This is a genomic window from Nostoc sphaeroides, assembly GCF_003443655.1.
In the GTDB taxonomy this organism is placed as follows: domain Bacteria; phylum Cyanobacteriota; class Cyanobacteriia; order Cyanobacteriales; family Nostocaceae; genus Nostoc; species Nostoc sphaeroides.
Genome location: NZ_CP031941.1, coordinates 1,793,292 through 1,807,661, shown reverse-complemented (window position 1 = coordinate 1,807,661; position 14,370 = coordinate 1,793,292). Strand labels below are relative to the sequence as shown.

Here is a 14,370-nt window from a genome sequence, read left to right as displayed (position 1 = left end):
GATCTTGTTAGCATATACAGTTTTCGTGAAAAAATCTCTGTAATGCACCTAGCAGTGAATTTTTCCCAATACTAGGAAAGTTATTTTTCTACTTAATTCAGAACACAAAATTTTGGGAATGATAAATATGTCCACTCCCAATCCATTTTTAACAGATTACAGTGCAATTTATCTCTAGACGAAGATATTTTTTATATATCTTTTTACTGATATTTCCCCTTGCTGCTTGTCAACGAGTCCAGTCTTTCAATCAGCGTCCCGCACCTTTACCACAAGATCCGTTAGTTCAAGTTTACTTTAACCATTCTGAGTCTTCAGAATACAAGGAAGCTTACCGTCAGCAAACTCGTCTTGGGGATGATTTAGAAAAACAGATTGTTGATGCTATTACCCAAGCTAAATCTACAGTAGATGTGGCGGTGCAAGAATTACGTTTACCCAAAGTTGCCCAAGCACTGGCTGATAGACAAAAAGTTGGGGTAAAAGTCAGGATAATTTTAGAAAATACCTATAGCCGACCTTGGAGCAGCTTAACATCTACTGAAGTAGGTAAGTTAGATAAAAGGGAACAGGAACGTTACAACGAATTTCGCAAATTTATCGATATTAATCAAGATAATCAACTCAGTCCAGCAGAAATAAATCAAAGAGATGCTTTGATAATTTTGCAAAATGCCAAAATTCCCTGGATAGATGATCAAGCAGATGGTTCAGCAGGTAGCAGCTTGATGCACCACAAATTTGTGATTGTGGATAATCGCATTGTAATTATTACTTCAGCCAATTTTACTTTAAGTGATACTTATGGTGATTTCACAAATTCTAGCAGTTTAGGCAATGCCAATAACTTATTGCAGATTGACAGCCTAGAATTAGCATCTTTATTTACAGAAGAGTTTAACATTATGTGGGGAGATGGCCCAGGAGGTAAGCCAGATAGTAAATTTGGGTTGCAAAAACCGATGCGTTTACCTAAACAAATAACTTTAGGGAACACCCAAATTACTGTGCAATTTTCGCCTACTTCCCCAACTCAACCCTGGAGTAACAGTAGTAATGGTTTAATTGGCAAAACTTTAGATTCAGCAACCAAATCTGTTGATATGGCCTTATTTGTCCTTTCCGATCAGCGGATTGCCAATATTTTAGAAAAACGCCATCAACAAAGTGTGCAAATTCGCGCTTTAATTGAACCACAATTTGCCTATCGTCCTTATAGCGAAGCATTAGATATGATGGGGGTTGCTCTTAGTAACAAATGTAAATATGAAGTAGATAACCATCCTTGGTCAAATCCAATTACAACCGTAGGCGTACCTGTGTTACCCAAAGGTGATTTATTGCATCATAAATTTGGTGTTATTGATAGTCAAACAGTAATTACAGGTTCTCATAATTGGTCAGATGCCGCTAATTATGGTAACGATGAGACGCTTTTAGTGATTGAGAGTCCCATAGTTGCTGCCCATTATGTGCGAGAATTTGCTCGTCTTTATGGTAAAGTTAAACCCGGCTTACCACCAGCAATTCAAGCAAAAGTTAAATTAGAACAAACACGGTGTCCTCAGATAAAAAGTTCTTCATCAAGTGAACCACAAGCAGTTAAACAAATAAATATTAACACTGCAAGTCTAGAAGAATTAGTAACTCTCCCCGGTGTAGGTAAGAAGTTAGCACAACGGATAATTATTAGCCGTCAACAGCAAAAATTTACATCTTTACAAGACTTAGAAAGAGTTCCAGGATTGAGTGGTAGAACTGTAGAAAAATGGAGCGATCGCGTAATGTGGTAGGGATGCACATCTGTGCATTAGTGTCAACTTAACGTAAAAGTTGACTGAAAACTCGTGAACCGTCAACGGTCAACAGTGAACAATAGCAATGGAATATTTTTTTACTTGGAAGTCCCTAAAACATGCGATATTAGGGAACTCCAAAAAATAAATTATTCCACTTAAAGTCGTTGACTGTTGACTGTTGACTGTTGACTGTTGACTGAAAACTCGTGAACCGTCAACGGTCAACAGTGAACAATAGCAATGGAATATTTTTTTACTTGGAAGTTCCTTACACAAATGTGATGTTTAACCGAGTACCGTGGGTTTAAATCCCCCGGTTCAATAACCAGCAAGTTTTGGGTCGGGGTCTAAATCCCCGTCACAAAACTTAATTACGAATTACGAATTACGAATTACGAATTATTTTAAGTGCGATCGCTAGCTAAACTAACCAAACTGCGGAAATGCCCATTCTGAGAAAATCGTTTTGCTATTATTTGTTGATAAACCGCCTCATAGCCATCAGTCATTTGCTGAACGCTGAAACGGTCTTCGACATACTGGCGACAGGCATAGCGGTCTAACTTTATTGCCCGATCAATGGCACTGATGCATTCTTGAATATCATTGCAGAGGAAACCCGTCTTGCCGTGGGAAATTACCTCCTCAGTAGAACCCAATTTCATCGCAATCACCGGCGTACCCGAAGCCATTGACTCCACCATCACCAATCCAAAGGGTTCTCGCCAAGTGATGGGGAATAGAGTTGCGACTGCACCTCCCATAAGGGCATTTTTTTGAGCATGGTTAGCTTCACCCAAATACTCAATTTGCTTACCGTCAATGTGCGGTTTGATTTCCTTCTCAAAGTATTCGGCATCTATGGCATCAATCTTACCTGCCATTTTCAAACGCCAACCAGCAAGTTTTGCAATTTCTATTGCTAAATGCGCTCCCTTCTCAGGAGACATTCTACCCAAAAAGGCTAAGTAGGGCGGATCTTCTGGTTGGGCGTGAAAATTATAACTGCTGACATCAATTCCGTTGTAAACCGTTGCTTGATAGTTCAACCCTAACCTTGGTTCTCGTTGTGAATCGGAAATACTAACGTAGGGTTGTTTTTTCCCAAAACTAAACATCTTTTCGTTGTCAGGCGTAAAAGTACCGTGCAACGTGTGAACTGTAGGGGTTGTGACGAGATTTGTGTAGGACAGCGCCCCATACCCTACATGGGAGTGAATAATATCAAACTCTTCTGCCCGTTCATAGACCGAAGCTAGATTCAGCATTTCGTAAACGCTGTAATCTTTGATAGTGCGATCGTGTCTCACGGCACGCGGATGAACTGACACTAGTTTTGCCAGACTGATAGAATCTCCCGAAGCAAATAAAGTTACTTCGTGTCCACGTTGGACTAATTCATCAGTAAGTAACCCCACTACTAACTCTGTACCACCATAAGCTGGAGGTGGAACCCTCTCCCACAGTGGCGCTATTTGAGCTATTCGCATCACAAACCTCCTAACAAATAAAACTTGAATTACAAGTTTTTTTTCTGTTGTTGTAGTGCTTATAATTAATTAACTTAGTATTAAAAAGTTACTTTAGATACTAAGTTTATTTACACTTCTCCCAAAATCTTATGCTTTTATTTCTATATATTTCTTCTATCTTAGTACGTAAATTACCCACATCTAAAGAGGTAAATAAATTCTAATCTATTAATTTATGTGTGATTTTGTCCAATTTTAAATATAGATTTTTTGATAAATACGAATTGGAGAAAATGGTAAAAAATAAAGCTAAATATGGATAATCACCGAAAATACTCTATTATTGCCTATAAATTATCTGATTTTAAAATCTTATTTAAAGAGTAAACTGCGTACTCACTTTTTGGGCGGCTTTTGGTACTCCGAAGGATAACTCATAGCCAGCCAAAGAACACATTGTCGTCAAGTAGGTACTTTAAAATTAGAGGCGGCAAAGTTTTATCAGCAAACAAAAGGAGAGAAGAGAGTTAAATTATTGACTTATTACATAAAATATGATATTTTAGTTTGCTATCAATAAAAAACAAATATAAACGTGAATATCTCTCCATCTCTTAAAAAACCGCGTGTCTCATGGCAGGCGGTTTTCTCACTGCTGATGTTTGTGTTCATGTACCTGCCCATACTGGTACTTAGCTTTTATAGCTTCAATCAGTCACCTTACAGTGCAGGTTGGCAAGGATTCACTCTCGATTGGTATGGCAAGTTATTCAGTGACGATCGCATCTTATCAGCTTTGCAAAATAGTTTAATAGTTGGTGGTTGTGCCGTGGCAATATCAGCAGTGTTGGGAACCTTGATGGCGGTTGGGTTGGCGCGTTACGAATTTCCTGGTAAGAAATTATATCGGGGTGTTGCTTACCTACCATTGATTATTCCCGATATTGCGATCGCAGTGGCTACTCTAGTATGTCTAGCAGCCTTTGCAATTCCTTTGAGTTTATGGACGATAGTTGCAGCCCACATCGTGTTTTGTTTGGCTTACGTCGGGCTTGTGGTTGCTTCCCGACTTACCAATTTAGATCCACACTTAGAAGAAGCAGCACTAGATTTAGGTGCAACACCAACGCAAGCTTTCATCAAAGTATTGTTACCTCAATTAATGCCTGGTATTGTAGCTGGTTGTCTCCTGGCTTTTGTCCTCAGCTTAGATGACTTTCTCATTGCCAGTTTTACTGCCGGTAGCGGTTATAACACCCTACCAATGGAAATTTTTAGCCGGATTAGATCAGGAGTCAAGCCTGATATTAACGCATTGAGTGTCATGTTGATTACAGTATCTGCGATCGCTGCTCTTGTAGCTGAATTAATTCGCATTTCTGGAGAGAACAAAAGCTTAAATTAAGACTTGCGATCGACAATAAAAATTATCCGCTATTTAGTTCTTAATGGACTTTTTTCGGTAATTAACAACAGCTATCTTAAAAAAGTCATAATTCATAATTCACAAATAGGGTGCGTTATGGCGTTAGCCTAACGCACCATATCCCCCAACTCCCAACTCCCAACTCCCAACTCCCAACTCCCAACTCCCAACTCCCAACTCCCAACTCCCAACTCCCAACTCCCAACTCCCAACTCCCAACTCCCAACTCCCAACTCCCAACTCCTAACTCCCAACTCCTAACTCCCAACTCCCAACTCCTAACTCCTAACTCCTAACTCCCAACTCCTAACTCCTAACTCCCAACTCCCAACTCCTATAGATAACATTGGGGCTAACTTTGGAGAAGATGCTATTTCCCCCTCATTATGCAAATCTGCCAAAATCCCAATTGCTCAAATCCATTCAACTCTGATAGCAATAGATTTTGCGTGAGTTGCGGACAAAGCAACTTTGGCAAACTTCTAAGAAACCGTTACCGTGTATTAAGACTTTTAGGTGAAGGTGGATTTAGTAGAACTTATGCTACAGAGGATGTAGACAGACTAAACGCGCCTTGCGTCATCAAACAATTTTTCCCACAGTTTCAGGGAACAGGACAACGTACTAAAGCAGCAGAATTTTTCAAAGAAGAAGCTTTTAGGTTGTATGAACTGGGAGAAAATCATACCCAAATTCCCAGATTACTAGCTTACTTTGAACAAGGTGCTAGTTTATATCTCGTACAAGAATTTATTCAAGGAAAAACTCTCTTACAAGAAGTTCAGCAACAAAACTATAGTGAATCACAAATTTGGGAACTTTTAACTGATTTATTGCCAGTACTGCAATTTATTCATACTCATAATGTCATTCATCGGGATATCAAACCAGAAAATATTATCCGCCGTGCAAGTGATGAAAAACCCGTATTAATTGACTTTGGCGGTGCTAAACAGGTAACACAAACCAGTATAGGAAGACAAGCTACAGTAATTTATACCCTTGGTTATGCCCCAACCGAACAAATGGCTGGATTTGCTTGTCACGGCAGCGATTTGTATGCTTTAGGTGTAACTTGCGTGCGTCTTTTAACTCGTTGTTTGCCGTTGCAGGATGCTTCTGGACAGGTTATTGATCCTATTTATGATGCCATGAATGCTAAGTGGTTGTGGCGTGAGCGTTTACAAGAAAAAGGTATTACTATCAGCGACGACTTAGGGAAAATTTTAGAGAAATTACTAAAACATCTACCTAGTGAAAGATATCAAACAGCAGTAGAAGTTATCAACGATTTGAAATTTGCAACATCGAACATTGAACCTGTTGCCCTTAAAATTGTTTCGATGCCTCAACCAATATTACCGCCGCTACCACAAAAAGTAATAGTACCATTACCCCCTTTAGAAACCTTTGAATTTGATGTAGTGACAGTAGACACAGGTGGTAGAGAAGTAAACCGCATGAGTTGTAATGCAAATTTCTTTGCCGAAGAATTGGGTAAAGAAGTCACATTAGAAATGGTATCGATTTCTGGCGGTACTTATATGATGGGTTCACCGGAGTGTGAAGGAGATGCTGACGAACGTCCTCGACATAAAGTTACCGTTGAACCATTTTTTATGGGGAAATTTCCCGTAACTCAAGCACAGTGGAGAGTAGTAGCAGCTTTACCCAAAGTCAAACAAGCTTTAAATCCCCATCCGTCGAAATTCAAAGGTTTAGATAGACCAGTAGAAAATGTATCTTGGTATGAGGCTGTAGAATTCTGTCTCAGACTATCAGAAAAAACCGGACGGGACTATCGTTTACCGAGTGAAGCTGAATGGGAATACGCTTGTCGGGCTGGAACTACAACATCCTTCCACTTTGGGGAAACCATTACCCCTGAGTTAGTTAACTGCACAATGGAACCAAAAAGCAAATTCCGTAAAGAAACAACAAACGTCGGTAGTTTTGAAGTTGCCAACGCCTTTGGATTATACGATATGCACGGGCTAGTTTGGGAATGGTGCGCTGATTCGTGGCACAACAATTACAGCGACGCACCTTCAGATGGAACAGCTTGGGAAGTTGGCGGTGATATTAATCGCCGAGTGCTACGCGGTGGTTCGTGGAGTTTTAACGCCGAACTGTGTCGCAGCGCTAGCCGTAGCTGGAATGAGTCAGACGGTGGACTGAGGGTTTGTGGCTTTAGAGTAGTATTTTCTGTAGAGGAGATTATTTAGCAATTTAATTTATAGGCTGTAGTAATTATGAAAGACAAAATTGAGAAAGGTGACATAGTACTTATAAATAAAAGGGGAGAATATCATAATCAAGTGGGTGAAGTAAGTGAGATTGATTACAATATTTTCTTTGTAAAAATCGTGTTAGTAAAGTTAGGTAATCAAGAAGAAACCTTTGAAGAAAAAGATTTGCAATTACAAACTAAAAAACCGAGCATTGAAGAAGTATTTGCATCAATAGACAAAATTTTACAAGTAGTTGATCATATTCCCCACTTGCCTACAAAAGAGAAAGTAGAGTTACCCAATCGGCTGAAATATCTGAAATTAGATATTCCTAAACTTGATAAACAGGTGATTCTAAAAAACTTCGACAGTATAGATAAAATACTCACAGCAACCAGAGAAGCAGACTCATCAGCAACCTTTTGGCAGGAAATAGATTCTAATTTTGACAAAATAAGCTGGTGGATTAGAACAAGCTTGTGAAATAATTCATAATTCGTAATTTAAATGAGTTGTAGCTCCTGAACTTTCCACTCATTTAAGACCACTGAATTACTTGTACTGACAATACGGTTCGGATAAGGTTTTTTGATGACACGCCGCTAATTGTAAAGACGCGATAAATCGCCGTCTCTACAAAGGATTGATTATTGTAAAGACGGCGATTTATCGCGTCTCTTGCCTTAAAAATTTATACTTTACCACATCATAATTTTTACATTTAAGGCTAAATGATTGGCACTGGACATAATTAAACGTAACTATATTTTTATCATTTTTTATCCCTAATACCCTATATCTGATACCTTGTGCTTGATTCTAGGCAGTGATATTTATCTTTACCCACATACCTGAATTTGTATTTGTAACTCTACGATTGAAATTTTGCTATTAGCTTGACGATTACTTGATATAACTTTTATAAAAGTGTTTTTATTTTTACAAGGAGCGCTTTTTAGATAAAATGAACTACTAAAATAAGGGGTATTTATGCGTTTTTTTCAGTTTTCAGGGATTCTTGCTTGTACAACAGCAGCTTTTATATCAGTTGCACCCATACAAGTAGAAGCTGCAACTTTTAAAGTGATATCTGGAGTCACTAGCATTGATCATGACCACGAGGATATTCTTAGAAGTATCGGGCTAATCTTGACAGGCAGTAATAATACAGTCGCACCAATTCCTAGCAATTATTTGGTTGGCTTCAACATCGAACCAGCCAGCAACTTTACGTTCAGTGACGAGGGCGGTTTTACTCCGCTTTCAGGTACAATCGAGAATACTGGGACTGTTACCTTCAATAATCAAATTACTGTGGGTGACTTTTCAATTGGTTTTGCTCCAGGACGTACTGTTAAAGATGCTAGCGGATTTGTTTTAAGAGACACATATTCTTTAAATACAATTTTGTTTGATTTGAGTCTTCCAGAACCTGTGGTATTTGATAATCAAAATTTAACCATCCCTGATGTAAAATTGCTGGTTTCTCCAGAGTTTGCTAATATTCTCCAAAAACCTGAATTAACAGGTTCGTTTGCTGGAACTGCCCGAATTGATGCTGAAGTTGCTGCCGTACCCGAACCTGATAGTGTACTAGCAGTTTTGGCAGTGGGTGCGGCTCTCTTGGCAACTAGGTTTTATACTCGAAAAGTTAAATACACTTGATATCTTGAAGCATTGCTAAATGCTTATCAACCGGTGCAAGGGTATTTGCAGCAATCAGCCCACTGGCGGCGACTGCTGGTAAACCAATACCGGGAAATGTCGAGTCTCCACAGCACATCAGCCCCGCTAAAGGTGTGCCAGGGCCGGGAAACATAGCGCTTCCAGCCTGAATTGCTGGGCCGTAGGAACCTTGATAACGACGGAGATAACGTTCGTGAGTTAGAGGTGTACCAACAAGTGTGACTTCGCAACGAGAGCGAATATCTGGAATTATCCGCTCTAATGCTTGCCACATTACTTCTGCACGCGATCGCTTTTTTTCGGCATATTCTTGGTTCCTTCTATCCATTCCCTGCCAGATAGAGTATGGCTCATTACCAGGTGTATAAACATGAATTACGTGCTTACCTGGTGGCGCTAAGGATGGATCGAGAACTGAAGGAATTGATATCACCACAACATTCTGAGGTGCTGTTATGCCCAATTCCCAGTCATTAACCACGATGTAATGACACCGCAAATTTGGCTGTAATCCTTGAGCATCAACGCCTAAATGGAGATGCATAAAGCTATCACACTCAGGTGTCGCCTGTCGTTTAGCGCGGTAGTTTTTGGGTATTGCCTTTTCTGGTAATAACTTCAGTGTGTCCCAAACCGATGCATTAGAAATCACTGCCCGCCGCGATCGGATTTCGGAGCGATCGCGCAGACGCACACCCACCGCCCGATTCCCTTCTACAAGCACTTCTTCCACATGAGCGCCTAGAATCAACTTCCCACCGTGACGCTCCAATCCTTGTACAAGGGTGTCAACTAAAGCACCACTACCACCAATGGGATATTCAAGTATTGCGTTTGGCCGATACCAATCCGCAAACATAAATCCTACCTCTGCGGCGCTAGTACCATCTGCGGGCAATCCAGAAAGCAGAAAACACAGCAAATTCAGCCAATTTCTGGTAAAAGGATCTTTAACAACGCCATCCATAATCCGGCTGAAGGGGCCCGTCAGCTTAATTATATTCGCCAGATTTTTTGTCAAAGATGGGATAAATGGGCCCACAGTTCTAGCTGCACCAAAATCAAAGCGTAATGCTGCTGGTGGTATAGAAGTTGCTGCACTAGCGAATGGTTCCATAACGCGCTGGAGTTCTTGCCATTCGGCTACAGCATCATGTCCCCGGAATTTCATCAGCACTTCACAAAATTGCTGGGCACCAACCGACGTATCAAAATCACCTTCTGGTACACAACAACCCCAAGTATCGTAAGTTACGCATGGTAATTCTGAACCAATTGCATCTAAGACTTGCCGCAGAGGGTTAGCAGAGGGGCTGTAAGACAGTCCAGAGTAGAGAGACGGGCCCGAGTCAAATTTGAAACCATTGCGCTCAAAAGCATGGGCAGCGCCTCCAGCAATGGAGTGGCTTTCGCAGACTATCACATCAAAGCCATACCGTGCCAAAACAGCAGCACAACTCAAACCGCCAATACCGCTACCAATAACAACTACATCTGTAACTTGCATATATGTTTGCAACAATAAACTAAAACAGTTGGGGAAACTTGGATAATATCATTCGCTCCTCCATCCATAAACCGCTCTAATTGGTTAATCTCATTACAAACGATGGAGATTAAACCACCAGTGCTGCCTTCTTCAGATTAAAGGCTTAATTCAGACAGACTAATGAGAAACTTAAACTAGTAACTGAGTTTACCCAAACCAAAGTAATACTTTTTACTCAGCACTATGGACTAGAGAAGGAAGACAAGGAGAAAAATAATAACTCTTCATGACCAATGACAAATGACAAATGACCAATGACTAACTCATATTGGAGAGAAGAATTTGAAAAATCAGCAATTTGGAAATTGGCAAAGCACAGTTTTAGGAATTGTGTTAGCAACACTAGTGCTTTTGGGACTAAATTCCTTTATCATTATTAACCCAGGACAAGCAGGAGTGATCAGCATTTTGGGTGGAGCGAGAGATGGGGCATTGTTGGAAGGGATTCATGCAAAACCGCCTTTTATCTCAGTGATAGATGTGTATGATTTGACTGTGCAGAAATTTGAAGTACCAGCCGAGAGTTCTACTAAGGATTTGCAAAATTTATCTGCGAGATTTGCGATCAACTTTCGCCTCGATCCCATCAAGGTAGTTGAAGTTAGAAGGAAACAAGGAACCTTAGCAAATATTGTATCGAAAATCATTGCACCACAGACCCAAGAAGCATTTAAAATTGCAGCCGCTAGAAGAACAGTAGAAGAAGCAATTACCAAAAGAAGTGAGTTGAAAGAAGACTTTGATGAAGCGCTAGGCGATCGCTTAGACAAATATGGGATAATTGTGTTAGATACTAGCGTAGTTGATTTAGCATTCTCACCAGAATTTGCCAGAGCTGTGGAAGAAAAACAAATTGCTGAACAACGGGCGCAAAGAGCCGTTTATGTAGCACGGGAAGCAGAACAAGAAGCACAAGCAGATGTGAATCGCGCTAAAGGTAGGGCAGAAGCTCAAAGACTCTTAGCAGAGACACTCAAAGCCCAAGGAGGACAGTTAGTTCTGCAAAAAGAAGCAATTGAAGCTTGGAAGAGTGGCGGCGCTCAGATGCCCAAAGTCCTCGTTATGGGTGGTGACTCAAAAAGCGGCGTCCCCTTCATATTCAACCTTGGAAACGTCCAAAATCAACCGTAACACTTTAACTTCGTTTAAGATTAAAGCCATGCTCACTGAGCGTTCGCGTAGCGTCTCCAAGAGTTGTCGAAGTGAGTTTTGTCGAGGCTTTAATTCGAGTAAATAATATTTAGTAAGTTGGGTTATTCCCAACTTCAACACAACAGAAAAACCAACAACAGAAGAATCGAAGTTTATGTCAACCCCTAATCCCCAGAATATCACCGCCGAAGAAGCAAAAAAATTACTGAATAAATTCAACTGTCTAGATATTGCGCCTGTCCTCAAGCCATCAGAAAAATCAGTAATTCGTAGTGCCTTAATTTTGATCGCTAAACTTGCTGATTATCAAATTTTAGGAATTTGTGCTGATACAGCAGAAGAAGGAATACTTGCCATGAAGACTTATTCTCTGGCTTTGGGTTATGAAGTACCAGACAATTTAGTTACACCTGAAGGCCCAGTTTATATCAAATTAAATGGTAAAAATGGCTTGTGTTATCTCGATTCTTATGCTGGACATCATCGTGGCGTATTAGTGTCTTGCCAGTCTTACCACGAAGGCGGAATCAACGAAATGTATGGACATCTCCCCTTGGACTTATTTCTATAGAACTCAGCGAATGTAGGTAGGGTATTTGCCTTACCTACTAACTAATAATCAATGAAAAACTACTAAATCTTATGAGTATTATTACACTACAATCAGTCAAGAAAGACTTTGGCATCAAGGAAATTTTAAAAGATGCCAGCTTTAGCCTCGATGCTACCGATAAAGTTGGCTTAATTGGTACTAACGGTTCTGGCAAATCAACCCTATTAAAAATGATTGCCGGGTTAGAATCCATTGATAGCGGTCAGATTTTAGTCAACTCTGGTTCTAGAATTATCTACTTACCCCAGTTGCCAGATTTAGATGAGAATCACACAGTTTTAGAGCAAGTTTTTGCCGACAGTGGTGAACACATGTCTTTGGTGCGTGAGTATGAAGAACTCTCAGATAAATTGGCTCACTATCCAGATGATAGCCAACTGATGTCTCGCCTTTCTGTGGTGATGCAACGGATGGATACAAATGGTGCTTGGGAATTAGAAACTAATGCTAAAATCATCCTCACTAAATTAGGAATTTCTGACTTTGACGCCAAGATAGGCACTTTATCTGGAGGCTATCGCAAGCGGATTGCTTTAGCATCAGCGTTGCTAGCAGAACCAGATGTTTTGCTCATGGATGAGCCGACAAACCATCTTGATGCTCTTTCTGTAGAATGGTTACAAAGTTATTTAAATCGCTATCGTGGCGCACTTTTTCTCATCACCCACGATCGCTACTTTCTAGATCGCGTTACCAATCGGATTATTGAAATCGACCGAGGCGACATTTACACCTACACAGGTAACTATTCATATTACCTCGAAAAGAAGGCTTTAGCAGAAGAATCTGCTGTAAGTAGTCAACGTAAACACCAAGGTTTGTTGCGGCGTGAGTTGGAATGGCTCAAAAAAGGGCCAAAAGCCAGAAGTACCAAGCAAAAAGCGAGAATTGACCGCGCTCATGCTTTGCGGGATACTGAGTTTAAACAAGTTCAGGGTAAAGTTGATATTTCTACAGTTGGTCGTCGCATTGGCAAAAAAGTTATTGAATTAGATAACATTTCTAAAGCATACAATGGACGCACCCTGATTAATAATTTCACTTACGAATTTAGTCCAGAAGACCGCATCGGCATTATCGGCGCTAATGGTGCTGGTAAATCCACTTTAATGGATATTATTACTGGTCAAATTAAGCCAGATTCAGGTGTTGCAGAAATTGGTACTACAATTCACATCGGTTATTTTGACCAGCATTCTGAAGAATTGCTTACAGCTTTAAACGAAAATCAGCGCGTGATTGACTACATCAAAGAAGAAGGAGAGTTTATCAAAATTACCGATGGAACTCAAATTACTGCTTCGCAAATGTTGGAGCGGTTTTTGTTTCCCGGTAATCAACAGTATGCCCCAATTAATAAACTTTCTGGTGGTGAAAAACGCCGTTTATTTCTGTTGCGTGTTTTGATGAGTGCGCCCAATGTCTTGATTTTAGATGAACCGACAAATGATTTAGATGTCCAAACATTAGCAGTATTAGAGGATTATTTAGAAGATTTTGTCGGGTGTGTAATTGTAGTTTCTCACGATCGCTACTTTCTCGATCGCACCATCGACACAGTATTTTCCTTTGAGGAAGGCGGTAATCTGCGGCAATATCCAGGGAATTACTCGATTTATCTGGACTATAAGAAGGCTGAAGAGGCACAGCAACAAGCTGCGAACGCTAAGGAGAAGCCGAAAAATGCCGAAGTCCAAAATGGTGCGGCTTCACCCAAGGAGGTAGAGAATACCAAGCGGCGGAGGTTATCCAATTGGGAGAAGAAAGAATTTGAGCAGTTGGAAGGTAAGATTGCCGAGTTAGAAGCTGAGAAGGCAGAAACTGAGAAAACGTTGGCGAATGTCTCACCGGGTAATTATAGCGAAGTGCAGAAATTGTATGATCATGTGGAAAAGCTCAAGCACGCGATCGATGTGGCGACTGAACGCTGGTTAGAATTAGCGGAGATGGAGTCTTGATATTTTAACGTGAGTGAATTAAGACAAGAGACGCGATGAATCGCCGTCTCTACAAAAGATTGATTATTGTAGAGACGGCGATGAATCGCGTCTTCATGATGATTTATTCAGCGTAGGTGCGTTACGGCGTTCCGTTAACACACCTAGCATTTCATCTTTTACTTTTGAGAATCGGTTTCCTCTTTTTTCTCCTGCAAGCTACGAATTTTAACCAGCACTGAAATATATTGTTGAGTCATCCAAATCAACGCCTCAATGGATGAGTTACCTTGGTCAATCTGGCTTTTAGCTTGTAAACCAATCAAGAATAGTTGCATTGCCAGCAACAAAGCAATGGTTTTACTAAGAATATTTTGACGCTTGCCTTGCATTTGTTTGTACCCCAAAGAGTTGATAGATATAGGTTCTCTTTGGGGTTGTGTCCCTAAGCAAATACCCCAATGTCGCTGAAAATGCCTTAAAATCTGGATTACATAAGTTTGGG

12 protein-coding genes are annotated in these 14,370 nt (G+C 40.4%); 8 read left to right on the top strand and 4 right to left on the bottom strand.

Annotated elements, in window-relative coordinates; all coding sequences use genetic code 11:
- Positions 1–161 precede the first annotated feature (161 nt).
- On the top strand, positions 162–1,793 hold the full coding sequence (locus D1367_RS08265) for a DUF655 domain-containing protein (protein WP_118165591.1): 1,632 nt from the start codon (positions 162–164) through the stop codon (positions 1,791–1,793).
- Positions 1,794–1,862: 69 nt separating this feature from the next.
- Here the strand turns inward: D1367_RS08265 and D1367_RS31695 are convergent, their stop codons facing one another.
- The gene (locus tag D1367_RS31695; protein ID WP_220451017.1) at positions 1,863–2,024 is read right to left on the bottom strand and encodes a hypothetical protein; all 162 of its coding nucleotides are present in this window, start codon (positions 2,022–2,024) and stop codon (positions 1,863–1,865) included.
- A gap of 179 nt (positions 2,025–2,203) precedes the next feature.
- Positions 2,204–3,289, bottom strand: coding sequence for a glycosyltransferase family 4 protein (locus tag D1367_RS08260; protein WP_118165589.1), 1,086 nt, complete (start codon positions 3,287–3,289; stop codon positions 2,204–2,206).
- A 577-nt stretch (positions 3,290–3,866) separates the two neighbouring features.
- Here D1367_RS08260 and D1367_RS08255 point away from each other — a divergent pair.
- The 4 genes from D1367_RS08255 to D1367_RS08235 all read left to right on the top strand — a co-directional run bounded on the left by D1367_RS08255 (position 3,867) and on the right by D1367_RS08235 (position 8,593).
- Positions 3,867–4,676, top strand: coding sequence for an ABC transporter permease (locus tag D1367_RS08255; RefSeq protein ID WP_118165587.1), 810 nt, complete (start codon positions 3,867–3,869; stop codon positions 4,674–4,676).
- Between the two features lie 407 nt (positions 4,677–5,083).
- The gene (locus D1367_RS08245; RefSeq protein ID WP_181985105.1) at positions 5,084–6,922 is read left to right on the top strand and encodes a bifunctional serine/threonine-protein kinase/formylglycine-generating enzyme family protein; all 1,839 of its coding nucleotides are present in this window, start codon (positions 5,084–5,086) and stop codon (positions 6,920–6,922) included.
- A gap of 27 nt (positions 6,923–6,949) precedes the next feature.
- Entirely contained in the window at positions 6,950–7,411 is a 462-nt protein-coding gene (locus D1367_RS08240; protein WP_118165583.1) for a hypothetical protein, read from the top strand.
- A 507-nt stretch (positions 7,412–7,918) separates the two neighbouring features.
- Positions 7,919–8,593 carry a hypothetical protein gene (locus tag D1367_RS08235; protein WP_118165581.1) on the top strand — a complete coding sequence of 225 codons (675 nt, stop codon included), beginning with the start codon at positions 7,919–7,921 and terminating at the stop codon, positions 8,591–8,593.
- Here D1367_RS08235 and D1367_RS08230 read toward each other — a convergent pair.
- A complete protein-coding gene (locus tag D1367_RS08230; protein WP_118165579.1) occupies positions 8,580–10,121 on the bottom strand; it encodes a phytoene desaturase family protein in 1,542 nt (513 codons plus the stop codon). The genes D1367_RS08235 and D1367_RS08230 overlap by 14 nt on opposite strands.
- A 324-nt stretch (positions 10,122–10,445) precedes the next feature.
- On the opposite strand from D1367_RS08230, the gene D1367_RS08225 reads away from it, so the two are divergent.
- From D1367_RS08225 to D1367_RS08215, 3 genes are all read left to right on the top strand, one after another.
- Positions 10,446–11,294, top strand: coding sequence for a prohibitin family protein (locus tag D1367_RS08225; RefSeq protein ID WP_181985104.1), 849 nt, complete (start codon positions 10,446–10,448; stop codon positions 11,292–11,294).
- Between the two features lie 175 nt (positions 11,295–11,469).
- Positions 11,470–11,886 carry a DUF1824 family protein gene (locus D1367_RS08220; RefSeq protein ID WP_118165575.1) on the top strand — a complete coding sequence of 139 codons (417 nt, stop codon included), beginning with the start codon at positions 11,470–11,472 and terminating at the stop codon, positions 11,884–11,886.
- Between the two features lie 71 nt (positions 11,887–11,957).
- Positions 11,958–13,886: an ABC-F family ATP-binding cassette domain-containing protein gene (locus D1367_RS08215; RefSeq protein ID WP_118165573.1), complete on the top strand. Its 1,929-nt coding sequence runs from the start codon at positions 11,958–11,960 to the stop codon at positions 13,884–13,886.
- 158 nt (positions 13,887–14,044) lie between these two features.
- On the opposite strand, the gene D1367_RS08210 is transcribed toward D1367_RS08215, so the two are convergent.
- The gene (locus D1367_RS08210) at positions 14,045–14,257 is read right to left on the bottom strand and encodes a hypothetical protein (protein ID WP_118165571.1); all 213 of its coding nucleotides are present in this window, start codon (positions 14,255–14,257) and stop codon (positions 14,045–14,047) included.
- Between the last annotated feature and the right edge of the window lie 113 nt (positions 14,258–14,370).